Origin of the sequence: Streptomyces sp. NPDC002779 (assembly GCF_042888685.1) — a bacterium.
Lineage (GTDB): Bacteria > Actinomycetota > Actinomycetes > Streptomycetales > Streptomycetaceae > Streptomyces.
The window spans coordinates 276128-301008 of record NZ_JBIAQC010000001.1 but is presented as its reverse complement, the minus strand read 5'-3'; the positions used below and the strand labels follow the sequence as shown (position 1 = coordinate 301008).

18 protein-coding genes are annotated in these 24881 nt (G+C 71.4%); 7 read left to right on the top strand and 11 right to left on the bottom strand.

Features of this window, described 5'->3' with window-relative positions:
* Window positions 1-92 precede the first annotated feature (92 nt).
* Window positions 93-941, bottom strand: coding sequence for a 5'-methylthioadenosine/S-adenosylhomocysteine nucleosidase (locus tag ACFYW5_RS01315; protein ID WP_389414878.1), 849 nt, complete (start codon window positions 939-941; stop codon window positions 93-95).
* Between the two features lie 48 nt (window positions 942-989).
* Here ACFYW5_RS01315 and ACFYW5_RS01310 point away from each other — a divergent pair, with 48 nt between their 5' ends.
* Entirely contained in the window at window positions 990-1523 is a 534-nt protein-coding gene (locus ACFYW5_RS01310; protein WP_389414877.1) for a hypothetical protein, read from the top strand.
* Here the strand turns inward: ACFYW5_RS01310 and ACFYW5_RS01305 are convergent.
* Complete coding sequence (locus ACFYW5_RS01305) at window positions 1502-2206, bottom strand: response regulator (RefSeq protein WP_389414876.1); 705 nt, start codon at window positions 2204-2206, stop codon at window positions 1502-1504. The genes ACFYW5_RS01310 and ACFYW5_RS01305 overlap by 22 nt on opposite strands.
* The gene (locus ACFYW5_RS01300) at window positions 2203-3852 is read right to left on the bottom strand and encodes an ATP-binding protein (RefSeq protein WP_389414875.1); all 1650 of its coding nucleotides are present in this window, start codon (window positions 3850-3852) and stop codon (window positions 2203-2205) included. The genes ACFYW5_RS01305 and ACFYW5_RS01300 overlap by 4 nt, the downstream gene beginning before the upstream one ends.
* Window positions 3853-3972: 120 nt before the next feature.
* On the opposite strand from ACFYW5_RS01300, the gene ACFYW5_RS01295 reads away from it, so the two are divergent.
* Window positions 3973-5385 (top strand): cation:dicarboxylate symporter family transporter, encoded by a 1413-nt coding sequence (locus ACFYW5_RS01295; RefSeq protein WP_389415612.1) that lies wholly within the window; start codon window positions 3973-3975, stop codon window positions 5383-5385.
* A gap of 60 nt (window positions 5386-5445) precedes the next feature.
* On the opposite strand, the gene ACFYW5_RS01290 is transcribed toward ACFYW5_RS01295, so the two are convergent.
* On the bottom strand, window positions 5446-6063 hold the full coding sequence (locus ACFYW5_RS01290; RefSeq protein WP_389414874.1) for a TetR/AcrR family transcriptional regulator: 618 nt from the start codon (window positions 6061-6063) through the stop codon (window positions 5446-5448).
* A 104-nt stretch (window positions 6064-6167) separates the two neighbouring features.
* Here ACFYW5_RS01290 and ACFYW5_RS01285 point away from each other — a divergent pair, with 104 nt between their 5' ends.
* The 4 genes from ACFYW5_RS01285 to ACFYW5_RS01270 all read left to right on the top strand — a co-directional run bounded on the left by ACFYW5_RS01285 (window position 6168) and on the right by ACFYW5_RS01270 (window position 9951).
* Window positions 6168-6836, top strand: a complete 669-nt coding sequence (locus ACFYW5_RS01285; protein WP_389414873.1) for a TetR/AcrR family transcriptional regulator — start codon at window positions 6168-6170, stop codon at window positions 6834-6836.
* A 29-nt stretch (window positions 6837-6865) separates the two neighbouring features.
* Complete coding sequence (locus tag ACFYW5_RS01280; RefSeq protein WP_389414872.1) at window positions 6866-7237, top strand: MerR family transcriptional regulator; 372 nt, start codon at window positions 6866-6868, stop codon at window positions 7235-7237.
* Between the two features lie 17 nt (window positions 7238-7254).
* Window positions 7255-7569, top strand: a complete 315-nt coding sequence (locus ACFYW5_RS01275) for a thioredoxin family protein (protein ID WP_389414871.1) — start codon at window positions 7255-7257, stop codon at window positions 7567-7569.
* 168 nt (window positions 7570-7737) lie between these two features.
* On the top strand, window positions 7738-9951 hold the full coding sequence (locus tag ACFYW5_RS01270) for a HelD family protein (RefSeq protein WP_389414870.1): 2214 nt from the start codon (window positions 7738-7740) through the stop codon (window positions 9949-9951).
* Here the strand turns inward: ACFYW5_RS01270 and glgB are convergent.
* The 5 genes from glgB to ACFYW5_RS01245 form a co-directional block, all read right to left on the bottom strand.
* On the bottom strand, window positions 9948-12488 hold the full coding sequence (gene glgB, locus ACFYW5_RS01265) for a 1,4-alpha-glucan branching enzyme (protein ID WP_389414869.1): 2541 nt from the start codon (window positions 12486-12488) through the stop codon (window positions 9948-9950). The genes ACFYW5_RS01270 and glgB overlap by 4 nt on opposite strands.
* Window positions 12485-13915 (bottom strand): maltokinase, encoded by a 1431-nt coding sequence (locus ACFYW5_RS01260; protein ID WP_389414868.1) that lies wholly within the window; start codon window positions 13913-13915, stop codon window positions 12485-12487. The genes glgB and ACFYW5_RS01260 overlap by 4 nt, the downstream gene beginning before the upstream one ends.
* Before the next feature lie 93 nt (window positions 13916-14008).
* Complete coding sequence (gene treS, locus ACFYW5_RS01255) at window positions 14009-15706, bottom strand: maltose alpha-D-glucosyltransferase (protein WP_389414867.1); 1698 nt, start codon at window positions 15704-15706, stop codon at window positions 14009-14011.
* Window positions 15703-17787: an alpha-1,4-glucan--maltose-1-phosphate maltosyltransferase gene (locus ACFYW5_RS01250; protein WP_389414866.1), complete on the bottom strand. Its 2085-nt coding sequence runs from the start codon at window positions 17785-17787 to the stop codon at window positions 15703-15705. The genes treS and ACFYW5_RS01250 overlap by 4 nt, the downstream gene beginning before the upstream one ends.
* Window positions 17788-18019: 232 nt before the next feature.
* Window positions 18020-19111: a S8 family peptidase gene (locus ACFYW5_RS01245; protein WP_389414865.1), complete on the bottom strand. Its 1092-nt coding sequence runs from the start codon at window positions 19109-19111 to the stop codon at window positions 18020-18022.
* A 337-nt stretch (window positions 19112-19448) separates the two neighbouring features.
* Between ACFYW5_RS01245 and ACFYW5_RS01240 the strand changes: the two genes are divergently transcribed.
* Window positions 19449-22067: a glycosyltransferase family 1 protein gene (locus tag ACFYW5_RS01240; RefSeq protein WP_389414864.1), complete on the top strand. Its 2619-nt coding sequence runs from the start codon at window positions 19449-19451 to the stop codon at window positions 22065-22067.
* An 18-nt stretch (window positions 22068-22085) separates the two neighbouring features.
* Here the strand turns inward: ACFYW5_RS01240 and ACFYW5_RS01235 are convergent, their stop codons facing one another.
* Window positions 22086-22592: a DUF1990 domain-containing protein gene (locus ACFYW5_RS01235; protein ID WP_389414863.1), complete on the bottom strand. Its 507-nt coding sequence runs from the start codon at window positions 22590-22592 to the stop codon at window positions 22086-22088.
* A gap of 104 nt (window positions 22593-22696) precedes the next feature.
* A complete protein-coding gene (locus ACFYW5_RS01230; protein WP_389414862.1) occupies window positions 22697-24745 on the bottom strand; it encodes a M4 family metallopeptidase in 2049 nt (682 codons plus the stop codon).
* Window positions 24746-24881 lie beyond the last annotated feature (136 nt).

The window sequence follows — 24881 nt, the reverse complement described above, 5'->3', positions numbered from 1 at the left end:
CTCACGTCGTTGTGGCGCGGGGATGGCTGCCCGGTGAACGTAGGTGGAGTGGTCTAGTCAGGTCAATGCGTCTGCGAGGGATTGAACGCCGGCTACCGCTCCCGGTCGACCCGCTTGCCGATGACCGGCCCGTGGAAGACCCCGCCCCGGAAGTCGATGTGGTCGCCGCCGTACCGGGAGGATCCCTCCGCGGCACCGGCCCGGCCGGAGGCCTCCCGCGGCCGGTGCTTGCGCAGCACCCCCATCGCCACGGCCGCCGCCTGTGCGGCCGCCCGCTGCTGCGAACCACTCGCGTCCGCCGCCGGCTTCCCGGCATCGGCCCGGTCACTGATCCCCCGGATCACGAGCGCGTCCACCTGCCCGCTCACCTGCGCCGCGTGGACGGCCCCCGCGCCCTCCATCTCGATGGCGTTCGCGTCGTTGTAGTGACGCCTGATGAACTCCGCGAACGCCGACCTGTCGTCCGCGAGGACCACGTCCCCGCAGGCGATCGGCTTCAGGTGGCCGCGTACGTCCTCAAGGCCCCGCAATGCCGAACGTGCCGCCTGCACCAGCCGGTTCGAGCCGTGCCAGACCTCGGGGCGGGCCAGGAAACCCTCCGGCGTCAGCTTGCCGCCCTGTACCGCGTACACCTTCGTGCCGACCACCACGTCACCGATTCCGACCTCGGCCTTCAGGGAGCCCGCCACGCCGACGAACAGCACCGCCTCCGGCCGCAGCCAGCCGAGGATCTGCGTCGTCAGCGCGGACGCGTTCACCGCGCCCTCGCCCAACTCGGCGAGCGCCAGGGTCCATTCGGTGCCCGGCAACCGCCCGCACTCCACCCGCGTCCCGTCCTCGTGCACCAACTCCTCGCTGTCGGCGCCGAGATGGGCTCGTACGGCGTCGTACTCGACGGCCAGCGCGGTCACGACGACGACGGTGGGTGAAGTCTGCGGCACGCCTTTAAGGTACTGCCAGGCACGACCACCGGGGGAAGGAAGAACAACGTGGCGGAGCGCGACGTCACCATCGGCCAACTGCTCCTCACCGAGTACCAGACCGTCAAGGACGAGCAGAAGACCCGCATCGGCTTCCGCGACAACCTCCTCTACGTCACCCTCACCGTCGTCGCCGCGGTCATCGCCGCCGCCGCGCAGGCCGAGCAGTCCGCCATGCTGCTCGCCATCCCACCGGTGTGCGTGGTCCTCGGCTGGACCTACCTCGTCAACGACGAGAAGATCTCCGCCATCGGGAAGTACGTACGCGAGGATCTCGGGCCGCGGCTCACGCAACTCGCCGAGGCCGAGCGCGTGTTCGCGTGGGAGACCGCCCACCGCGCCGACCCCCGGCGCCGCTCCCGCAAAGCCGTCCAGTGCGCCATCGACCTGTCGGCCTTCTGCGTCGTGCCGCTCGCCGGGCTCGCCGTCTACTGGAGTGCCGGGCAGACATCCCCCGGACTGCTCGTCGTCTCCGTCCTCGAAGCCCTCGCCCTGTGCGGTCTCGCCGCGCAAGTCGTCGCCTATGCCCGGCCGTTCAGCTGAGAGCCGCTGACCCACCGGTACTGCAGCTCCGGCCGCCCCACCGTCCCGTACTGCGGACTGCGCGCCGCCCGCCCCGCGTCCACCAGATGCTCCAGATACCGGCGCGCCGTGATCCGCGAGATGCCCACCGCCTCCGCCACGCCCGTCGCCGTCAGACCCTGCGCGCAGTCCCGCAGCGCCACCGTCACCCGTTCCAGGGTCGGTGCGCTCAGGCCCTTCGGCAGGGCGGCCGGGCCCGGTGCCCGCAGGGTCGCCAGGGCGCGGTCGACCTCGTCCTGGCCGCTCGCCTCGCCCGCCGCCGCGTGGAACTCGGCGTACCGCACGAGCCGGTCCCTGAGCGTCGCGAAGGTGAACGGCTTCAGGACGTACTGGACCACCCCCAGCGACACGCCCTCCCGCACCACCGCCAGATCCCGCGCCGACGTCACCGCTATCACGTCCGCGTGATGCCCCGACGCCCGCAGCGAGCGCGCCAGTTGCAGCCCGTGCACATCCGGCAGGTGCAGGTCGAGCAGCAGCAGGTCCACGGGCGTGCGGTCCAGCGCGCGGCGCGCCTGAGCGCCCGTGTGCGCCTTGCCGACGGCGGTGAAACCGGGGACCCGGCCGACGTACAGGACATGCGCGTCGGCGGCGACGGGGTCGTCCTCCACGACCAGGACACGGATCTGCTGCGGGGTGCTCATACGGGGCCTCCAGAGACTGCGCCCCCAGAAACTACGCCCGCGCCCGCCCGTACGGCCCCCAGCGGCAGCCGTACCTCGAACTTCGCCCCGCCCTCCTCGGCGCCCGCCACCGTCAGCGCCCCCGCGTGCCTGCCCACCGCCTGCCGTACCAGCGCCAGCCCCAGCCCCCGCCCACCGGGACCGGGCGCCGGCTTGGTCGAGAAGCCCCGCTCGAACACCGCCTCCGCGTGCGCCGGGTCCACGCCCGCCCCCGTGTCCGAGACGGACAGCACCAGCTCGGACGCCTCCGTGTACGCCCGTACCGTCACCCGTGCCCGCGCGCTGCCCTGCGCCGCGTCGACCGCGTTGTCGATCAGGTTGCCCAGGATGGTGACCAGGTCCCGGGCGGGCAGCGACGGCGGCAGGAGCCCGTCGTCGAGCCGGCTGTCCTGCGACACCACCAGCTCCACGCCCCGCTCGTTCGCCTGGGCCGTCTTGCCCAGCAGCAGCGCCGCCAGCACCGGCTCGCCGACGGCTGCCACGACCCGGTCGGTGAGCGCCTGCGCCAGCTCCAGTTCGGCCGTCGCGAACGCCACCGCCTCCTCGGCCCGGCCCAGCTCGATCAGCGAGACCACCGTGTGCAGCCGGTTGGCGGCCTCGTGCGCCTGCGAGCGAAGCGCCTGGGTGAAGCCCCGCTCGGAGTCCAGCTCGCCCATCAGCGACTGGAGTTCGGTGACGTCCCGCAAGGTCACCACCGTGCCCCGGCGCTCCCCGCCCGACACCGGGGAGGTGTTGACCACCAGCACCCGGTCCGCCGTCAGATGCACCTCGTCCACCCGGGGCTCCGACGCCAGCAGCGCACCGGTGAGCGACGGCGGCAGCCCGAGGTCGGCGACGGAGGCGCCGACCACCTGGTCCGAGACGCCCAGCAGCTCCCGGCCGCCGTCGTTGACCAGCGCCACCCGGAACTGTCCGTCGAGCATCAGCAGCCCTTCGCGCACCGCGTGCAGGGCGGCCTGGGAGTAGTCGTACATGCGGCTCAGCTCGGTGGCGTTCATGCCGTGCGTGTGGCGGCGCAGCCGGGCGTTGACGACGTACGTGCCGACCGCGCCGAGCGCGAGCGCGCCGCCCGCCACGCCGATCAGCGCGGTCAGCTGGCCCCGCACCCGCTTGCTGATCTCCTCCACCTTGATACCGGCGCTGACCAGGCCGACGATCCGCCCGCCGTCCCAGACGGGGGTGACCGCGCGGACGGAGGGGCCGAGGGTGCCGGTGTACGTCTCGGTGAAGGACTCGCCCCGCAGCGCGTCCTCGATGTGACCGATGAAGCGCTGGCCGATCTCGCCGGGATCGGGGTGGGTCCAGCGGATGCCCCGCGTGTTCATGATCGTGACGAAGTCGACCCCGGTGTCCCGCTGCACGTGCAGCGCGTACGGCTGGAGCGAGGAGGAGGGGTCGTCGGTGCGGATCGCCTGCCGTACCGAGGGGGAGTCGGCGATCGAGCGGGCCACGGCCAGCGCCTGCCGGCCGGCCGCGTCCTCGGCCTGGCTGCGGTCACCGGCGTACGTGAACAGCGCGTACCCGGCGACGACCACCGCTATCAGCACCGCCTGCATGGCGAAGAGCTGGCCTGCGAGGCTGCGGGGCCGGGGGACGGGGAGGCGCATGCCGTCAGTGTGCCTCCCGGCCCGGCGTGAACTAAATGAACGGAAGGGTGACCGCCCTCACAGGGCGGGAGATAGTCACGGCATTCCCCGAAACCCCCGGACGTGAGCCGCACGCCGGTGATGCCGACGAAGACGTCAAGGAGGGCAGCCGTGGCCGCCAGCACCCCCGATACGGCACCCGCAGCCAAGCGGGACCGCACGCACTATCTCTACATCGCGGTGATCATCGCGGTCGCCCTGGGCATCACCGTCGGTCTGGTCGCACCCGACTTCGCGGTGGAGCTGAAGCCGATCGGCACCGGGTTCGTGAACCTGATCAAGATGATGATCTCGCCGATCATCTTCTGCACGATCGTGCTCGGCATCGGGTCGGTCCGCAAGGCCGCGAAGGTCGGCGCCGTCGGCGGTATCGCGCTGGTCTACTTCACGATCATGTCGCTGATCGCGCTGGGCATCGGCCTGGTCGTCGGCAACATCCTGGAGCCGGGCACCGGCCTCGCGGTGACCGACGCGGTCAAGGACGCCGGTCACGCCCAGGTCGACGCCGAGGCGAAGGACACCACCGAGTTCCTGCTCGGCATCATCCCCACCACGATGGTCTCCGCCTTCACCGGTGGCGAGGTCCTGCAGACCCTGCTCATCGCCCTGCTCGCCGGCTTCGCGCTGCAGGCCATGGGCCCGGCCGGGCAGCCGATCCTGCGCGGTGTGGAGCACCTGCAGCGGCTGGTCTTCCGCATCCTCGCGATGGTCATGTGGGCCGCGCCGGTCGGTGCCTTCGGCGCCATCGCCGCGGTGACCGGCTCGGCCGGCCTCGATGCCCTCAAGAGCCTCGCCGTCCTGATGCTCGGCTTCTACGTCACCTGCGTGCTGTTCGTCTTCCTGGTGCTCGGTGTGCTGCTGCGGGTCGTCGCGGGCCTGAACATCCTCACCCTCTTCAAGTACCTGGGCCGGGAGTTCCTGCTGATCCTGTCGACGTCCTCGTCCGAGTCCGCGCTGCCGCGGCTCATCGCGAAGATGGAGCACCTGGGCATCAGCAAGCCGGTGGTCGGCATCACGGTGCCGACGGGCTACTCCTTCAACCTCGACGGCACGATGATCTACATGACCATGGCCTCGCTGTTCATCGCGGACGCCATGGGGACGCCGATGTCGGTCGGCGAGCAGATCCCGCTGCTGCTGTTCCTGCTGGTCGCCTCCAAGGGCGCGGCGGGCGTCACCGGGGCGGGGCTGGCGACGCTGGCCGGTGGTCTGCAGTCGCACAAGCCCGCGCTGGTGGACGGCATCGGTCTCATCGTCGGCATCGACCGGTTCATGAGCGAGGCCCGCGCCCTGACGAACTTCGCGGGCAACGCCGTGGCCACGGTCCTGATCGGCACCTGGACCAAGGAGATCGACCGCGGCCGGGTCGACCAGGTACTGGCCGGCCGGATCCCGTTCGACGAGGCGACCCTGCTCGACGACGGCGGCGCCGAGCCGGAGACGCCGGCCGAGGTCCCCGAGCAGGGCGGCGAGAAGGAGCTGGCGAAGGCGTAGCCCCGGCTCCCGCACTACCCCGAGCGGTCAGGCACTCCCCCACGGGCCTGGCCGCTCGGCTCATGTGTGCAGCCCCGCCACCAGCGCGGTGGCCTCCGCGGCGGGTACGCCCGCCGTGGTCAGCACGGTGGCCGCGGCCGAGCGGCCCGCCTCCTCGGGCGCGAGAAGACCTTCGTTCACCGCCTCCATCAGGGCGATCAGGGTCTGCTCATGGACGTACGCCAGCGCGGGCGCCGGCAGCGGTGAGGTGAACACGCCCTGGTCCAGGCCGCGTCGGAGGAGGTCCGCGGCGGCCTCGCGGACGGGGGTCAGCCGGCCGCGGATGCCCTGCACGGTGACACTGCGCTGGGCCAGCGCCACCAGGATGCGGTAGCGGTCGGCGACCTCCCAGACCGCCAGCACCGAACCGGCCAGCGCCTCCGCCGGATCCTCGATCCCCGCGCACCCCGCCGCATGCGCCGCGGCGACCGCCGCCACGGCATCGTCGACGAGTGTGCCGACCAGCGCCTCACGGCTGGGGAAATGGCCGTACACCGTCCGCCGTACGACACCCGCGGCGCGCGCGATCTGGTCCATCGACGCGTCGGGGTCGCGCAGGAGTTCGATGAGGGCGACATCCAGGATGCGGCGGCGGTTGACGTCGGCGCGGGTGGTGTGACCGGTGGGCATGGCAGCCATTCTGCACACCGTGCGGTGTGCGGCGGCGCCGATCCCAGGGGTCGGTGATAACCTATAGCGAACCCTTGACGCTATAGCCCCCACCGGTCAGGAGCGCGTAGATCGTGCCCACGTCGGACCCCAGGACCCCCCGAGAGCGCTACCGCGCCCAGGTACGGGACGAGATCAAGACCCGCGCCTGGGAACAGATCGCCGGCGCCGGCGCCTCCGCGCTGTCCCTCAACGCCATCGCCAAGCAGATGGGCATGAGCGGCCCCGCCCTCTACCGCTACTTCGCCAACCGCGACGAACTCATCACCGAGCTGATCAGGGACGCCTACCGCAGCCTCGCCGACCGCTTCCAGGCCGCGGCCAAGGCGGGCGCCGGCCTCCCCGGCCTCGCCCGGACCATGAGGGACTGGGCCCTGGAAGACCCCCACCGGTACTTCCTCGTCTACGGCACCCCCGTCCCCGGCTACCAGGCGCCCCCCGACACCACCCTCATCGCCTCCGAGGTGATGACCGTGCTCCTCGACGCCTGCGAGGCCGAGGGCGTCGCCGAGGACCCGTTCCAGACCCACATCGCCGAGCACCGCTTCTGGGCCGGCGACCACTCGGCCCCGCCCGCGGCCCTCCACCACGCCCTGGTCTTCTGGACCCGCCTGCACGGCACCCTGTCCCTCGAACTGGCCGGCCACTTCACCGGCATGGGCTTCGACCCCGCCGAGCTGTACGCCGCCGAGACCCGGGCCCTCACCACTTCCCCGGTGGAGGGCAATCCGCTGTTGCCTTGACGCCGGGGTCAAGGATTACGTTCGTACGCATGCGAATCGGCGAGCTGGCCGAGCGGGCCGGGACGACGACCCGGACGCTCCGGTACTACGAGTCACGCGGCCTGCTGCCCGCGCGGCGCACCGAGAACGGCTACCGGACCTACGACGAAAGCGATCTGAGGCTGCTGCGGCAGATCAGGACGCTCCAGGACTTCGGGTTCGACCTGGAGGAGACCCGGCCGTTCGTGGAGTGTCTGCGGGCCGGGTACCCCGAGGGCGACTCGTGCCCGGCCTCGCTCGCGGTCTACCGGCGCAAGCTGGACGAACTCGACGCGCTGATCGGCGAGTTGCAGGCCGTACGGGCGCAGATCGGGGTGCGGCTCGCACTCGCCGAGGATCCGAAGTGCGAACTGGGAGGGTGACCGTGGTGAGTGCCGTGGTGAGTGAAGTGACCGACGCCGACTTCGAGGCGGAAGTCATCGGGTCCGACGTGCCGGTGCTGGTGGAGTTCACCGCCGACTGGTGTCCGCCGTGCCGGCAGATGGCGCCGGTGCTGCGGGCACTGGCCGACGAGACGGGCGACCGTCTGAAGGTGGTGCAGCTGGACGTGGACCACAACCCGCTGACCACCAACGCCTACAAGGTGCTGTCCATGCCGACCTTCATGGTCTTCCGGGGCGGTGAGCCGGTGCGGTCCATGGTGGGGGCCCGGCCCAAGCGGCGGCTGCTGGAGGAGATCGCCGACGTGCTGTGATCTGCACCCACACACAAGAAATCCCCCGGGCAATTGCGCCCGGGGGATTTCTTTGCGTATATTCAATGATTCGCGACTTCAATGGAATTGGGTCGCGAAGAAGCTGAGTAAGCGCAGTATATCCGGGCGGGAGTGGAATTGTCAAACAGCGAATTTCCGGACGATGAAATGCGCGGCGAGCAGGAATTCATCGACGGCCTGTACGCGCGCGTGGACGCGCTGCGCGGTGACACCGAGACCTCCGTCGCCGACGCCCTCGCCCAGGGCAACACGCCCATGCAGGCCCGTCTGGAGCGGGACATCCTCGTCGCCGAGCGCTCGGGGCTGCTCGCCGCGCTGAACGCGGTCGACGGCTCGCTCTGCTTCGGCCGGATCGATCTCGCCTCCGGCGTCAGCCACCACATCGGCCGGATCGGACTGCGCACCGAGGACGAGGCCCGCACCCCGATCCTCATCGACTGGCGGGCCGCCGTCGCCCGCCCCTTCTACCTGGCCACCGGACACACCCCGATGGGCCTGCGCAGACGCCGGCACATCAGCACCAGCGGCCGTACGGTGACCGCGCTGCACGACGAGATCCTCGACCTCGGGGACCAGCAGCGCACCGGCCACGAGGACCCCAGCGGCGACGCGGTGCTGCTCGCTGCCCTGAACTCCGCGCGCACCGGCCGCATGGGCGACATCGTGCAGACCATCCAGGCCGAACAGGACGAGATCATCCGCGCTCCGCACCGCCAAGTCCTGGTGGTGGAGGGCGGCCCCGGCACCGGCAAGACGGCCGTCGCCCTGCACCGGGCCGCGTATCTCCTCTACGAGCACCGGGAACTGCTCGCCAAGCGGGCCGTTCTGATCGTCGGCCCCAACCCCGCCTTCCTCGGCTACATCGGCGAGGTGCTGCCCTCCCTCGGTGAGACGGGCGTGCTGCTGGCGACGGTCGGCGAACTCTTCCCGGGCGTACGGGCGAAGGCGGCGGACACTCCGGAGGCAGCCGCCGTGAAGGGGCGCGCCGACATGGCGGAGGTGCTCGCCGCCGTCGTACGCGACCGGCAGGCGCTGCCCGATCCGGTGATCGCGATCGAGCACGACCGCGAGATCCTGATGCTCGACGACGGCCTGGTGGGCGTCGCCCGCGAACGCACCCGCTCGGCGCGGCTGCCGCACAACGCGGCACGCGAGTACTTCGAGGGCCACATCCTCAACACCCTCACCGACATGGTCGCCGAGCGCATCGGCACCGACCCCTACGACGGTACGAACCTGCTCGACCCGAGCGACATCACCCAGATCCGCGACGACCTCGCCGAGAACCCCGAGGTCCGGTCGGCCATCGACCAGCTGTGGCCGCTGCTCACCCCGCAGCGGGTGGTCGCCGACTTCCTCGCCGCACCGGAGGGATACCTCTCGGCCGCCGACGCGGCCGCCGTGCGGCGCCCGGTGACCCGGGCCTGGACCGTGGCGGACGTCCCCCTGCTCGACGAGGCCGCCGAACTCCTCGGCGAGGACGACCGGGTGGCCCGGCTGCGGGCGGAACGCGAGCGGGAGACCCAGATCGCCTACGCGCAGGGCGTGCTGGACGTGTCGTACGCCTCCCGTACCTATGAGTTCGACGACAAGCACGACGAGGACTCCGAGGTGCTCTCCGCGCACGACATCATCGACGCCGAGCGGTTCGCCGAGCGGCAGGAGGAGGACGACCACCGCAGCGCCGCCGAGCGCGCGGCGGCCGACCGCACCTGGGCGTTCGGGCACATCATCGTCGACGAGGCGCAGGAGCTGTCGCCGATGGCGTGGCGCCTGCTGATGCGGCGCAGCCCGACCCGCTCGATGACCCTGGTCGGCGACCCGGCCCAGACCGCCGAGGCGGCGGGCGTCGGCTCCTGGGCCGACATCCTCCAGCCGTACGTGGAGGACCGCTGGGAGCACACCCGGCTGGGCGTCAACTACCGCACCCCGGCCGAGATCATGGAGCTCGCGGCGGCCGTGGTCCGCGCCGAGCACCCCGGGTTCGAACCGCCCAGCTCCGTGCGCTCGACGGGGGTACGGCCGTGGATCCGCGCGACGGACGACCTGCCCGGCGCCGTGGCCGAGGCGGTCGGGGAGCTGACCCCCGCGGAGGGACGCCTGGCGGTCATCGCCCCGCGCGACCTCCACCGCCGCCTCGCCGCGCACCTCGACGGGGTGACGGCGGACGCGGAACCGGACCTCACCCGGACCGTCGTCCTGCTGGACCCGCGGCAGGCCAAGGGCCTGGAGTTCGACTCGGTCCTGGTCGTGGAGCCCGGCCGCTACGGCACCAGCGACCTCTACGTCGCCCTGACCCGGGCGACGCAGAGCCTCGGCATCCTGCACACCGGCCCGCTCCCGGCCGGCCTGGTCGGCTAGGCCGGCCGGAGCCACACCGTCGCCAGGGGCGGCAGGGTCAGGCGGATGCTGGTCGCCTGGCCGTGCCGGCCCTGGGGCTCGGGCTTGAGGGGGTCGGGGTTGCCGACGTCGCTGCCGCCGTACCGCGCGCCGTCGGTGTTCAGCGTCTCGTGCCAGGCCGGGACGTCCTCGGGGACGCCCAGGCGGTAGTCCTGCCGCACCACCGGGGCGAAGTTGGAGACCGCCAGCAGCGGCACGCCCTCCGTGTCGTACCGGAGGAACGCGAAGACGTTGTCCTCCGCCGCGTCCCCGACCACCCACCGGAAGCCGTCCGGGTCGGTGTCCCGCGCCCACAGCGCAGGAGTGTGCCGGTAGACGGTGTTCAGGTCCCGGACCAGGTCCCGCACGCCCCGGTGGTCGGCCTCCGCCCCGTACGCCGGATCCAGCAGCCACCAGTCCGGTCCGTGCGCCTCCGACCACTCCGCGCCTTGGGCGAACTCCTGCCCCATGAAAAGGAGTTGCTTGCCGGGGTGGGCCCACATGAAGCCCAGGTAGGCGCGGTGGGTGGCGCGCTGCTGCCACCAGTCGCCGGGCATCTTCGACACCAGTGACCGCTTGCCGTGCACGACCTCGTCGTGCGAGATCGGCAGCACGTAGTTCTCGCTGTAGGCGTACACCATCGAGAAGGTCATCTCGTGGTGGTGGTACCTGCGGTGGATCGGCTCGTGGGACAGGTAGCCCAGCGAGTCGTGCATCCAGCCCATGTTCCACTTCAGGCCGAAGCCGAGCCCGCCGCCGTCGGTGGGCCGGGTGACCCCCTCCCAGGCGGTGGACTCCTCCGCGATCGTCACCACGCCCGGCACCCGCCGGTACACGGTCGCGTTCATCTCCTGGAGGAACGCCACCGCGTCCAGATTCTCCCGGCCGCCGTGGACGTTCGGGATCCACTGCCCCGGCTCACGCGAGTAGTCGAGGTACAGCATCGAGGCGACCGCGTCCACCCGCAGCCCGTCGATGTGGAACTCCTCGCACCAGTACACGGCGTTCGCCACCAGGAAGTTGCGCACTTCGCGGCGCCCGAAGTCGAACTCCAGCGTGCCCCAGTCGGGGTGCGCGGAGCGCAGCGGGTCCTCGTGCTCGTACAGCGGGCGCCCGTCGAACTCGGCCAGCGCCCAGTCGTCGCGCGGGAAGTGCGCGGGCACCCAGTCCATCAGCACGCCGATGCCCGCCTGGTGCAGCGAGTCGACCAGGAACTTGAAGTCGTCGGGCGTGCCGAGCCGGGCGGTGGGCGCGTAGAAGCCGGTGACCTGATAGCCCCAGGAACCGCCGAACGGATGCTCCGCGACCGGCATCAGTTCCACATGCGTGAAGCCCAGCTCCTTGACGTAGGCAGGCAGTTGCTCGGCGAGCTGGCGGTAGGTCAGCCCCGGCCGCCAGGAAGCCAGATGCACCTCGTAGACCGAGAAGGGCCCCTCATGCGCCGGTATCCGCCCGCGCTGCTCCAGCCACTCCTGGTCGTGCCACTCGTGGTGCGAGGCGTGAATGACCGACGAGGTGAGCGGCGGGACCTCGGTGCGGCGGGCCATCGGGTCCGCCCGCAGGGTGCGGGAACCGTCGGGCCGGGTGATGTCGAACTTGTACAGCTCGCCCTCGCCTATCGCCGGGACGAACAGCTCCCACACCCCGGTCCCGCCCAGCGACCGCATCGGATACCCGGTGCCGTCCCAGAAGTTGAAGGTCCCGGCCACCCGCACCCCGCGCGCGTTCGGCGCCCACACCGTGAACCGGGTGCCGTCGACGCCCTGGTGGGTCATCGGCTCGGCGCCGAGTGCCCGCCACAGCTGCTCGTGCCGGCCCTCGCCGATCAGGTGCAGGTCCAGATCGCCCAGCGCGGGCAGGAAGCGGTACGGGTCCTCGGTCTGCAGCTCCGTGTCCTCGTACGTCACGAGCAGCCGGTACTCCGGCACCTCGGGCAGCGGCAGCAGACCCGAGAAGAAGCCCTCGCCGTCGTCGTGCAGCTCGGCCCGCAGCTCCCCGGCGAGCACGGTCACGGCACGGGCGTACGGCCGGAAGGCCCGGAAGGCCACGCCACCGGGCACGGGGTGCGCGCCGAGCACGGAGTGCGGAGCGTGATGGGTGCCGGCGAGGAGACGGGCCCGGTCGTCGGCGTCCATGGCGGGGGAGACGGCGACCACCGGGGCGGGCTCCAGCACGGGTTCCAGCACGGGCTCCGGGGGGAGGGCCGTGGCGGGTTCCCCGGCCGGGGCCTTGGTCCCGGGCGCCTTCTTCGCCGCGTCCCTCTCCGTCGCGTCCTTCTTCGCCGAGGTCTTCTTCACGGTGACCGACGTGCCGCCCGCCGCCTTGGCGGCGACCTTCTTCGCGGTCTTCTTCGCTTTGCGCGCGGCGTCCTTCCGAGCGGCGTCCTTCTTCGCCGGACTCTTCTGGGCGGCAGCCTGTTTGGCCGCCGCTGCCGCCTTCTTCGCGACGCTCATCTCCTCGGCCGTCTGCTCGGCCGACTGGTGCGGATCGGAACCGGGGGACGGGGGGCGGGGGGTCACGGGTGGAGCCTCCTCGACGAGGGTGAGGTGAGCGGGGACGGTGCGCCGACGTCCGCGGCGAGGCGGCGCACGGCCGACAGCGGGACCGGAAGCCAGTCGGGACGGTGGCGGGCCTCGTAGACGACCTCGTAGATCGCCTTGTCCGTCTCGCACGCCCGCAGCAGCACGGGATCGGTACGGGGATCGACGCCGGAGACCTCGGCGTACCCGGAGCAGTACGCGGCCCGGCAGGTCTCGGCCCAGTCCGGCACGGCCGGCTCGGCCGAATGGGCCGCGTAGTCGAAGGAGCGCAGCATCCCGGCGATGTCCCGCAGCGGGGGCTGCGGCATACGGCGCTCGGCGAGCGGCTTGGCCGGTTCGCCCTCGAAGTCGATCAGTGACCACTGTCCGGCGGGCGAGCGCAGACACTGGCCGAGGTGCAGATCCCCGTGGACGCGTTGGGCGGTCCAGGTGCGGCCCTCGGCCGCCAGGGTGCCGAGCGCCTCGAACGCGGACCGCAGCCCCGGCGCGTACGGCCGCAGCGCGGGCACCGCCTGTGTGGCCGAGTCGAGCCGCTCCAGCATGCCGTGAACCATCATCTCCAGCTGGGTACGGCCGAGGGTGACGGTCGGCAGCGCGCGGGCCAGCGCGGTGTGCACCTCGGCGGTGGCCCGCCCCAGCGCCCGCGCCTCCGCGGCGAAGTCCCCGCCCTTGGCCAGCTCGTGCAGCGCCAGCTCCCAGCCGTCCGAGGCGCCCTGCACGAAGGGCTGGAGCACACCGAGGACGTACGGCTCCCCGGAGTGCTCGGCGCGGATCCACGCCGTGGGCGCCGGTACCCGGGGACAGCCCTCGCGGGCCAGCGCCAGCGGCAGCTCCAGGTCGGGGTTGACGCCGGGCACGACCCGGCGCAGCAGCTTCAGGATGAACGTATCGCCATAGACGATCGACGAGTTGGACTGCTCGGCGGTCATCACGCGCGGGACCAGGCCCGGGCGGATCTCCTGGTCCTGCTCCCGTTCGAAACGCAGCCCGCCGATCCGGGCCTGGGTGCGCAGCGCCTCCAGGAGCAGTTCGGCGGGCCGGGGGTCGTACAGGGCCTCGTACACCGTGCGTCCGGCGAGCGGGCCCCCCTCCACGTGTCCGATCAGCGCGGGCGCGAGCCTGGGCGGCAGCGCCTCGCGCGCGCCTATGAGGAGCTGGTAGCAGTCTCCGGGGTGCGTCTCGGCGCCGAGGGCGAGCGGCTGATGGGCGCGGACCAGCAGGTGGTACAGGCCCAGCTGGCCGTCGGCCGGCAGCAGCTCGGTGGCGGCGACCAGGGAGAACCCGGTGACCGGCCGGCCCTTTCCGGCGAACCACCGCTGCCGCGGCAGCCACTCCCGCAACAAGGGGTCCAGGGACGCAAGGAAACCCGGAGTCGAAGTGAGCGTACGGATGACGGCTTCCGACATGACGTCGCGTCCTTTCCCCGGGGGGTGGTCGGGGTGTTAGTGATGCGTGCCCCGGGCGGGGCGGAGGAAACCGCCCCGCCGGGCTTGTGGGAGTCAGTTCTCCGTGCGGAGGCGGAACCAGTAGAAGCCGTGCCCCGCCAGCGTCAGCAAGTACGGGAGTTCCCCGATGGCCGGGAAACGCACCCCTCCGAACAGCTCCACCGGATGCCGTCCGCTGAATTCGCGCAGGTCCAGCTCGGTCGGCTGGGCGAACCGGGAGAAGTTGTGCACGCACAGGACGAGATCGTCCTCGTACTCCCGCAGGAACGCGATCACGGCCGGGTTGGACGACGGGAGTTCGGTGTAGGAGCCGAGTCCGAACGCCGGGTTCTGCTTGCGGATCTCGATCATGCGCCGGGTCCAGTGCAGCAGGGACGACGGCGACGCCATGGACGCCTCGACGTTGGTGACCTGGTAGCCGTGGACCGGGTCCATGATCGTGGGCAGGAAGAGCCGGCCGGGGTCGGCGGTGGAGAAGCCCGCGTTCCTGTCCGGCGTCCACTGCATCGGGGTGCGGACGGCGTCGCGGTCGCCGAGCCAGATGTTGTCGCCCATGCCGATCTCGTCGCCGTAGTAGAGGATCGGCGAGCCGGGCAGCGACAACAGCAGGGCGGTGAACAGCTCGATCTGGTTGCGGTCGTTGTCCAGCAGGGGCGCGAGCCGGCGGCGGATGCCGATGTTGGCGCGCATGCGGGGGTCCTTGGCGTACTCGGCCCACATGTAGTCGCGTTCCTCGTCGGTGACCATCTCCAGGGTCAGCTCGTCGTGGTTGCGCAGGAAGATGCCCCACTGGCAGCCGGAGGGGATGGCCGGGGTCTTGGCGAGGATCTCGGAGACGGGGTAGCGCGACTCCCGGCGCACGGCCATGAAGATGCGGGGCATGACCGGGAAGTGGAAGGCCATGTGGCATTCGTCGCCGCCGCTGCGGTAGTCGCCGAAGTAGTCGACGACGTCCTCCGGCCACTGGTTGGCCTCCGCCAGCAGCACCGTGTCCGGGTAGTGGGCGTCGATCTCCTTGCGGACCCGCTTGAGGAACTCATGGGTCGCCGGAAGGTTTTCGCAGTTGGTTCCTTCCTCGGCGTACAGATACGGCACCGCGTCGAGCCGGAAGCCGTCGATGCCGAGGTCGAGCCAGAAGCGCAGCGCGGAGATGATCTCCTCCTGCACGGCCGGGTTCTCGTAGTTGAGGTCCGGCTGGTGGGAGAAGAACCGGTGGAAGAAGTACTGCTTGCGGACCGGGTCGAAGGTCCAGTTGGAGGCCTCGGTGTCGACGAAGATGATCCGCGCGTCGGGGTACTGCTTGTCGTCGTCGGCCCACATGTAGTAGTCGCCGTAGGGGCCGTCGGGGTCCTTCCTGGACTCCTGGAACCACGGGTGCTGGTCACTGGTGTGGTTCATGACGAAGTCGATGACGACCCGCATGCCGCGCTGGTGAGCGGAGTCGACGAACTCCACGAAGTCGGCGAGGTCGCCGAACTCCGGCAGCACCGCGGTGTAGTCGGAGACGTCGTAACCGCCGTCCCTGAGCGGCGACTTGAAGAACGGGGGCAGCCACAGGCAGTCCACGCCGAGCCACTGGAGGTAGTCCAGCTTGGCGGTCAGGCCCTTGAGGTCGCCGACACCGTCGCCGTTGCTGTCCTGGAAGGAACGGACCAGCACCTCGTAGAAGACGGCGCTCTTGAACCAGTCGGGATGCCGGTCCTTGGCCGGGGTGTCCTCGAACGTGTCATGGACGGGCTCGTTGACGATCATGTGGTGGGTGACCCTCCGATCTGCGGGGTGGACGGTCGCAGGACGGTGAGGAGGTGCGCGGGACGAGTGCCCGGTTCGAGACGCACGTAATTCGTCCTGCCCCAGTGATAGGTCTCGCCGGTGAGCTCGTCGCGCACCGGAACCGACTCGTGCCAGTCCAGGCCGAGTTGCGGCATGTCCAACGAGACCGTGGCCTCCTGGGTGTGGTGGGGGTCGAGGTTGACGACCACCAGAACCGTGTTCGACCCCGACCGCTTCGAGTAGACGATCACCTGATCCTGGTCGGCGTGGTGGAAGTGCAGGTTGCGCAGCTGCCGTAGGGCGGGACTCGCGCGTCGGACGGTGTTGAGCCGGGTGATGAGGGGAGCGATGGTGTCGGCGGTGTCCCAGTCACGCGGCCGCAACTGGTACTTCTCCGAGTCCAGGTACTCCTCGCTGCCCTCGCGCAGCGGGGTGTTCTCGCACAGTTCGTAGCCGCTGTAGATGCCCCAGGTCGGCGAAAGGGTGGCGGCGAGGACCGCGCGCAGTTCGAAGGCGGGCCGGCCGCCGTGCTGGAGGAAGGCGTGCAGGATGTCGGGGGTGTTGGCGAAGAAGTTCGGCCGCATGTAGGAAGCCGCCTCGCCGGACAGTTCGGTGAGGTACTCCGTCAGCTCCTGCTTGGTGTTGCGCCAGGTGAAGTACGTGTACGACTGCTGGAAGCCGATCTGGGCGAGGGTGTGCATCATCGCCGGCCGGGTGAACGCCTCGGCCAGGAAGATCACGTCCGGGTCGGTGCGGTTGATCTCCGCGATCACCCGCTCCCAGAACAGCACCGGCTTGGTGTGCGGGTTGTCCACCCTGAAGATCCGCACCCCGCAGGCCATCCAGTGCCGCAGCACCCGCAGCGTCTCGGCGACCAGCCCGTCCAGGTCTGCGTCGAAGGCCAGGGGGTAGATGTCCTGGTACTTCTTCGGCGGGTTCTCCGCATAGGCGATGGTGCCGTCGGGACGGTGGTGGAACCACTCCGGATGCTTGTGCACCCACGGATGGTCCGGCGAGCACTGCAGCGCGAAGTCCAGCGCCACCTCCAGCCCCTGCGCGCGGGCCTGCTGAACGAACCAGGTGAAGTCCTCCAGGGTGCCCAGCGCGGGGTGGACGGCGTCGTGGCCGCCCTCGGGGGAGCCGATCGCCCACGGCACCCCGACATCCTCGGGGGCGGGGTCGAGGGTGTTGTTGCGGCCCTTGCGGAAGGTCGTGCCGATCGGGTGGACCGGCGGCAGGTACACGACGTCGAAGCCCATCGCGGCGATCGCCGCAAGCCGCCTGGCCGCGGTCCGGAACGTGCCGTGCGGCACCTGCTCGGTGCCCTCGGAGCGGGGGAAGAACTCGTACCACGACCCGTACAGGGCCCGCTCCCGCTCCACCAGCAGCGGCAGCGGATCCGACGCGGTCACCAACTCCCGCAGCGGATACCGCGACAGCACCGCATCCACCTCGGGAGTCAGGGCCGCCGCGAGGCGCGCGGTCGCCGGGCGGGTGTCGTCCCTGAGGTGTTCGGCCGCGGTGAGGAGGATCCGCCGCTGTTCGGAGGGGACTTCGGTGGCGGCCCGCTCGTACAGCCGGGCGCCCTCCTCCAGGACCAGCTCCGTGTCCATTCCGGCCGGGATCTTGATCCGGGCGTGGTGCCGCCAGGTGGTCACCGGATCGCCCCACGCCTCCACGGTGTACGTCCACAGGCCCTCGGCGTCGGGCGTGACGTCGGCGCCCCAGCGGTCGGTGCCCGGCGCCAGTTCGCGCATCGGCGTCCAGGGACCGGGACGGCCCTCGGGGTCGCGCAGCACGACATTGGCGGCCACGGCGTCATGTCCCTCGCGGAACACGGTCGCCGAGACCTCGAACGTCTCGCCGGTCACCGCCTTGGCGGGCCTGCGGCCGCGCTGGACGAACGGGCGGACGTCGAGGACGGGTATGCGCCCGACACCGCGAACGCCGTTCGCGGAGGGTGGCTCCGCGCCGGGCGGTCCGGCGGCGGCCGGGCGTGGTGCGGGAGATCGCTCGGGTTTGCGCGTCGTGGGTGCTGACGAGTGGTGCTTGGCGGGCATGACCGCTCCTGTCCGCGTCAACGTGGGTGGGCGGATGGATAGGGGGTGGGTCCTGCGGGATGCTGTTGTGGTGTACCTGTGGAGTGTCCCGGAGGAGCCTTCCCACCCTATTCGGGTGAGCAATCCGGCACTTTGTTAACTACTCACGCGTATATCTGCCCACAGGGCCGGCCCCGTCCGGTGAACGGGACCGATCCTTCCGGGGTGTTCTCAACGGGGCGCGAACATGTCGCTACGAGCCCGGTACCTGGAGCAGTTTGTTCGGTGAGCCCGGCCCGCGCCCGGAGACCCTTCCGCTCACCGCCCCGGCCACGAGCGCCTCGGACACCTGTGCGGGCATGGCCTTGCGATGGTCGGCCAGATGGAGTGCGGCAGCGCCCGCCGCGTGCGGCGACGCCATCGACGTACCGGACCGGGTGGCCCTGGCGCGGTCGCCCCTGGACGACGTCGAGGTGATCGACACGCCCGGTGCGAACAGGTCGAGGGCCGAGCCGAAGTTGGAGAACCCCGCCCGCGCGTCCTCGCGGTCGGTGGCGCCGACCGTGATCGCCTGGCGCACCCCGGCCGGTGAGGAAAGACCGGCCGGGAGACCGTCGTTGCCCGCGGCGACGGTGTGGGTGACGCCGGACGCGATGGAGGTGCGTACGGCCGCATCGAGCTGGGCGTTGTAGGCGCCGCCCAGGCTGAGGTTGGCGACCGCCGGCTTCCTGGCGTTCCTGGTCACCCAGTCGATGCCCGCGATGGCCTGGGCGGTGGTGCCGGCGCCCGCGTGGTCGAGGACGCGCACGGAGACCACCTCGGCCTTCTCGGCGACGCCGTACGCCGATCCGGCGACCGTGCCCGCCACATGGGTGCCGTGGCCGTTGCCGTCGCCCGCGGACCCGGGCGCGGTGTAGCGGCCGTTGAGCGGCAGGCTCGGCTGGTCCACGCGGTCCAGACCCCAGGACGGCGGGTTCTTCCGGGTGGTTTCCGGGGCCACCCGGGTGTCCTGCGCGACCGAGGCGACACGCGGGTCGGCGGCGAGTTGTCCTGCCTGTCTCTCGCTCGCCCGGACCGCGCAACCGTTGAGAACGGCGCCGTAGGTGTGGCTGATTCTCGCCCCGTACCGTTCCGCCAGGCCCTTTCCGGCCACCGAGGGAGCCCGCGTGCCCTCCTTGAGTGTCACCAGGTAGCTTCCGCTGACGGTGCCGGGTCGCCCGGCGCCGTGGATCCGCCCCTCCGGTACGGCGCGCGCGAGCGGGCCGATGGCCGAAAGCGCCGCGGTACAGGTCACCGCGGTCAGGCCGCCCGCCCAGCGCAGAGACCGGGTTCGCGTCCGTGCCATGGTCCGAGTCCCCTCCTCGCTCGGCGTCCGGCCACCGCTGCCCGCCGGGCCGCACCCGGCGCGGGCCGGACGCCACGAGCAGCCTCGCGTGGCGGACGAAGTCGCCACAAGGACGCCGGTGAGGGCGGAATCGGCCATATCGCCGAGGGCGGATCCGGGAAGGTGGCGGTGCTTTTCGGACGACGTCCGTGAGTGGTCCGGGTGGAGTCCCTGTCCAGGTTCGAGGGAGACGCGGGAAAGGCGCCGTGGTTACAAAGCGCCCGCACCGATACCGTGCAGATGATGACAGGACGCACACCGCCGTGCGTCCTCTTCCGCACGCCTGCCGAGGTGGAATGTGAAGGCGATCCGTCGATTCACCGTCCGTCCCGTTCTCCCCGAACCCCTGCGGCCGCTCAGCGATCTGGCGCGCAATCTGCGCTGGTCCTGGCATGCGGAGACCCGCGACCTCTTCCAGTCCGTCGATCCCGAGCGCTGGGCCGCCTCGGGCGGCGATCCGGTACGGCTCCTGGGCAGTGTGGCGCCGGGAAGGCTGGCCGAGCTGGCCGAGGACCGGCGTTTCCTGCGCCGTCTGACGGCCGCCGCCGACGATCTCCACGACTATGTCTCCGGTGACCGCTGGTACCAGGCCCAGTCCTCCGAACTCCCGGCCGCCGTCGCCTATTTCTCCCCCGAATTCGGCATCACCGCCGCCCTGCCGCAGTACTCCGGCGGCCTGGGCATCCTGGCCGGCGACCATCTGAAGGCGGCCAGCGATCTCGGGGTGCCGTTGATCGGTGTGGGGCTGCTGTACCGGCACGGCTACTTCCGGCAGAGCCTTTCCAGGGACGGCTGGCAGCAGGAGCACTACCCGGTGCTCGACCCCAACGAACTGCCGGTGGCCCTGCTCAGGGAGGCCGACGGCACCCCAGCCCAGGTCTCCCTCGCCCTGCCCGGCGGCCGCTCCCTGCACGCCCGGGTCTGGCTGGCCCAGGTCGGCAGGGTCCCGCTGCTGCTCCTCGACTCCGACGTGGAGGAGAACGACCTCGGCGAACGCGGGGTGACCGACCGGCTCTACGGCGGCGGCAGCGAGCACCGGCTGCTCCAGGAGATGCTGCTCGGCATAGGAGGGGTCCGGGCGGTACGGACGTACTGCCGGCTGACGGGCCACGCGGAGCCCGAGGTCTTCCACACCAACGAGGGGCACGCCGGCTTCCTCGGGCTGGAGCGGATCGCCGAACTCTGCGACCGGGGACTCGACTTCGACTCCGGCCTGGAGGCGGTCCGGGCCGGGACCGTCTTCACCACCCACACCCCCGTCCCCGCCGGCATCGACCGCTTCGACCGGGAACTCGTCGCCCGCCACTTCGGGCCCGACGCCGAACTCCCGCGCATCGACGTCGAGCGGATCCTCCAGCTCGGCATGGAGTCCTATGCCGGGGGCGAGCCGAACCTGTTCAACATGGCGGTGATGGGTCTGCGTCTCGGCCAGCGCGCCAACGGCGTCTCACTGCTGCACGGCAACGTCAGCCGGGAGATGTTCTCCGGGCTCTGGCCGGGCTTCGACGCCGACGAGGTGCCGATCACCTCGGTCACCAACGGGGTGCACGCCCCGACCTGGGTCGCCCCCGAGGTCTTCCGGCTCGGCGCCAAGCAGATCGGCGCCCAGCGCACCGAGGACGCCTTCACCGTCGGCGGTTCCGACCGCTGGGACGCGGTGGCGGACATCCCGGACCAGGAGATCTGGGAGCTGCGCCGGGTGCTGCGCGAACAGCTGGTGACGGAGGTGCGCGAGCGGCTGCGCGCCTCCTGGCGGCAGCGCGGCGCCGGCAGCGCGGAGCTGGGGTGGATCGACGGGGTGCTCGACCCGGACGTCCTCACCATCGGCTTCGCCCGCCGGGTCCCGTCGTACAAGCGCCTCACCCTGATGCTGCGCGACCAGGACCGGCTGATGGAGCTGCTGCTGCACCCCGAGCACCCGGTCCAGATCGTGGTGGCGGGCAAGGCGCACCCGGCGGACGACGGCGGCAAGCGGCTCATCCAGGACCTGGTGCGGTTCGCGGACGATCCGCGGGTGCGCCACCGGATCGTCTTCCTGCCGGACTACGGCATGGCGATGGCACAGAAGCTGTACCCGGGCTGCGACATCTGGCTGAACAATCCGCTCCGCCCGCTGGAGGCGTGCGGCACCTCGGGCATGAAGGCGGCGCTGAACGGCTGTCTCAATCTGTCGGTGCTGGACGGCTGGTGGGACGAGTGGTTCCAGCCGGACTTCGGCTGGGCGATCCCCACCGCGGACGGCTCCCAGACGGACCCGGACCGGCGCGACGACATCGAGGCGGCGGCCCTCTACGACCTGCTGGAGCAGCGGGTCACCCCGCGCTTCTACGAGCGCGGCCAGGGCGGACTGCCCGACCGCTGGATCGAGATGGTCCGCCAGACCCTCACCCTGCTCGGCCCGAAGGTGCTGGCCGGGCGGATGGTCCGGGAGTACGTCGAGCGCCTGTACACCCCGGCCGCGCTCGCCCACCGCGCGATGGACGCGGACTCCGCGCGCGAACTGGCGCTGTGGAAGGCGCGGGTGCGGGCGGCCTGGCACCGGGTGAGCGTCGACCATGTGGAGACCTCGGTCGCCACCACGACGGCGGAGCTGGGCACGACCCTGAGCCTGCGGGTCCGGGTCGGCCTCGGCGAGCTGGTCCCCGACGACGTGGAGGTGCAGGCGGTCTCGGGCCGGGTGGACGCCGAGGACCGGATCACGGACGCGGCGACGGTCCCGCTGAAGCCGACCGGCGGTCCCGACCTGGACGGCCGCTGGGTCTACGAGGGCCCGCTGTCCCTGGACCGCACGGGGCCGTACGGCTACACGGTACGGATCCTTCCGGCGCACCGGCTGCTGGCGTCGAGCGCGGAACTGGGGCTGGTGACCGCGCCGTCGCAGGACGTGGTGGAGGGCGCCGGGGTCCTCCTGCGCTGAGGCGGTACGGCGGGGGCGTCAGCCGGTGTCGCCCCCGCACAGCCTGCGCAGGGCCGCCCCGCACCGCCGCGCGTAGGCCTGCTGCAGGCCGCGGCCGGCGGGGCCGCCCGCGCGGGCGTACCACTTCGCGGCCCGGCTGAAGGCGTGCACCGTCAGCCAGACGGTGCCGTCGCCGGTGCGGTCCACGACGAAGGACTCCTCGCCGCACTCCGGATGCCCGGGCAGCGTGCCGTACGCCCAGCCCGCCCGGCGGTGCTCCTCCAGCGTCCAGACCACCCGGCACGGTGCCTTGATGACGCCGGCCAGGGTGACGGTGACGTCGACCCCGGGCGCGGCCCGTTCCGCGGAGGCGTCTATGCCGACGCCCACCGCCCGGTGCATGTCCCAGGTCAGCACCGCCTCGGCCGCCCGGGTGAAGACCTCGTGGCCCTCGCCGATACGGGTGCGCACATGCAGGGGACGGAATCCGGGCGGGCAGAACCCGGGCTCCCGGGTGGCGCCGACATCGTCGTACGTGAAGGACATGGGGCCTTAGCCTAGGGCGGCCGGCGCCCGCGGGACGCAGCGGGCGCCGTCCCGGGGAGTCGAACCACCGGGACGGCGCCCTGGTCACAGGGGAGCGGGACGTTCTACGGGAACGTCAGCTTCCAGCTGTTGATGTAGCCGGTGTCGGCGGACGCGTTGTCCTGCACCCGCAACTGCCAGACGCCGTTGGCGACCTCGGAGGAGGCGTTCACGGTGTACGTGGTGTTGATGTTGTCCGCGCTGCCGCCGGTGCCGTAGCCCTTCAGCGTGTACGCCGTGCCGTCGGGGGCGACGAGCTGCACCTGGAGGTCACCGATGTAGGTGTGGACGATGTCGACCGCGACCGCGAGGTTCGACGGCGCGTTGCCGGTCCGCCCGGAGACGGTGATCGACGAGGTGACCGCCGCGCCCCGGTCCGGGATGGCCACGTCGGCGGTGTTCTCGAAGGAGGTGCCGCCACCGCCGCCGCCGGGCCGCGCGCCGACCGCGACGCCCGCCCAGGCGTGCTGCACCGCCGCGTACTCGGGGCTGGTGGTGCCGTACAGCTCACCGGCCGCCGCGAGGGTGCCGGTGCGGGCGCCCGCGTAGTTGGTGGTGGAGGTGAACTTCGTGGTGAGCGCGCGGAACCAGATCTTCTCCGCCTTGGCGCGGCCGATGCCGGTGACCGGGAGGCCGTCCGCGGTCGGCGAGTTGTAGCTGACGCCGTTGATGGTCTTGGCGCCGCTGCCCTCGCTCAGCAGGTAGAAGAAGTGGTTGGCGGGGCCCGACGAGTAGTGCACGTCGATCGAGCCGATCCCCGAGTACCAGCTGTCCTTGGACGAGCCGTCCCTGCTGGGCTTGTCCATGTAGCGCAACGGGGTGCCGTCGCCGTTGATGTTGATCTCCTCGCCGATGAGGTAGTCACCGACGTCGGAGGAGTTGTTGGCGAAGAACTCGACGGTCGCGCCGAAGATGTCGGAGGTCGCCTCGTTCAGGCCGCCGGACTCGCCGCTGTAGACCAGGCCCGCGGTGTTGGAGGTGAGCCCGTGGGTCATCTCGTGCGCGGCGACGTCGATCGAGGTCAGCGGGTTGGCGTTGCCCGAGCCGTCGCCGTAGGTCATGCAGAAGCAGCTGTCGGACCAGAACGCGTTGACGTAGTTGTTGCCGTAGTGGACCCGGGAGTACGCGCCGACGCCGTCGCCGCGGATGCCGCTGCGCCCGTGCACGTTCTTGTAGTAGTCCCAGGTCAGGGCGGCGCCGTAGTGCGCGTCGGCGGCGGCCGACTCCAGGTTGGACGGGCTGCCGTTGCCCCACACGTCGTCCGGCCCCGAGAAGAGCGTCCCGGTGCCGGAGGTGCCGCGGTTGAGGTTGTACGTCTTGTGGTTGCCGCGCGCGCCGTCGGTGAGGTTGTACGTCGAGCCGGACTGGGTGGTGCCGAGCGTCACCGTGCCGCTGTAGACGGTGTTGCCGGTGCCGGTCTCGATCGCCTCCCACTCGTAGAGCTTCTCGCCCGAGGTGGCGTCCGTGATGACGTGCAGCTCCTGCGGGGTGCCGTCGTGCTGGAAGCCGCCGACGACCGTCTCGAACGCCACCTTCGGGGTGCCGCTCGCCGCCCAGATCACCTTGCGGGGCGCCCGGTTGACGTCGGCGTCCTTGGCGTCCTCCGCCTCCGCCGCGGCCAGGGCCTGCCGCTCGGCCTTCGCCGCGGAGACCGCCGCCTCGGTGGTGGCCGGCTCGATGGCCCGCTTCGTGGCCTTCACGACGGCCGCGGTGGCGTCCGCCTTCGTGCTCTTGACGACGAGGTCGCCGCCGAGGACGGGCAGTCCGTCGTAGGTGCGCTCGTAGCGGGTGTGGATCGTGCCGTTGCCGTCCTTGAGGACGTCACGGACGACCAGCTTCTCCTTGGCGCCCAGGCCCAGCTCCGCGGCGGTCTGTGCCTTGGTGGCGTTGGCCGTGCGGATCAGCTCGGCGCGCTGGGCGGGGGTGAGCTTGACCGACTCGGCGCCGGGGATGACCTTGCCCGCGGCCGACGGTGCCTTCTCCGGGGCGGCGGTGGCGGCGCCCGACTGGACGGCCGTGGCGATCAGGGCGGCCACACCGACGAGGGCGGCTGCCGCGGCCCGGCGGGTGGTGGATCTGTGGGGGGTGCGTCTGTCCGAGGAACTGCTTCTCAAAACTGACTCCTTCTGCGCGGCCGCGGATCGCGCGGCCAGGGGAGACCGTCCGGCGGGTGGGCCGGGCGGGCAGAGCAGCGGTACGCAGAACGACGTGCGGGAGCGACGGCCGGGCGCAGCGGGCGAACCTATGGGG

What these genes read in the sequence shown, in the direction of transcription:
- ACFYW5_RS01300 (WP_389414875.1), bottom strand. Translation starts at nt 3,852, where the DNA reads ATGCGCCTCCCCGTCCCCCGGCCCCGCAGCCTCGCAGGCCAGCTCTTC.
- ACFYW5_RS01295 (WP_389415612.1), top strand. Translation starts at nt 3,973, where the DNA reads ATGCCGACGAAGACGTCAAGGAGGGCAGCCGTGGCCGCCAGCACCCCC.
- ACFYW5_RS01305 (WP_389414876.1), bottom strand. Translation starts at nt 2,206, where the DNA reads ATGAGCACCCCGCAGCAGATCCGTGTCCTGGTCGTGGAGGACGACCCC.
- ACFYW5_RS01235 (WP_389414863.1), bottom strand. Translation starts at nt 22,592, where the DNA reads ATGTCCTTCACGTACGACGATGTCGGCGCCACCCGGGAGCCCGGGTTC.
- ACFYW5_RS01290 (WP_389414874.1), bottom strand. Translation starts at nt 6,063, where the DNA reads ATGGCTGCCATGCCCACCGGTCACACCACCCGCGCCGACGTCAACCGC.
- ACFYW5_RS01245 (WP_389414865.1), bottom strand. Translation starts at nt 19,111, where the DNA reads ATGGCACGGACGCGAACCCGGTCTCTGCGCTGGGCGGGCGGCCTGACC.
- ACFYW5_RS01270 (WP_389414870.1), top strand. Translation starts at nt 7,738, where the DNA reads ATGCGCGGCGAGCAGGAATTCATCGACGGCCTGTACGCGCGCGTGGAC.
- ACFYW5_RS01260 (WP_389414868.1), bottom strand. Translation starts at nt 13,915, where the DNA reads ATGTCGGAAGCCGTCATCCGTACGCTCACTTCGACTCCGGGTTTCCTT.
- treS (WP_389414867.1), bottom strand. Translation starts at nt 15,706, where the DNA reads ATGATCGTCAACGAGCCCGTCCATGACACGTTCGAGGACACCCCGGCC.
- ACFYW5_RS01250 (WP_389414866.1), bottom strand. Translation starts at nt 17,787, where the DNA reads ATGCCCGCCAAGCACCACTCGTCAGCACCCACGACGCGCAAACCCGAG.
- ACFYW5_RS01280 (WP_389414872.1), top strand. Translation starts at nt 6,866, where the DNA reads ATGCGAATCGGCGAGCTGGCCGAGCGGGCCGGGACGACGACCCGGACG.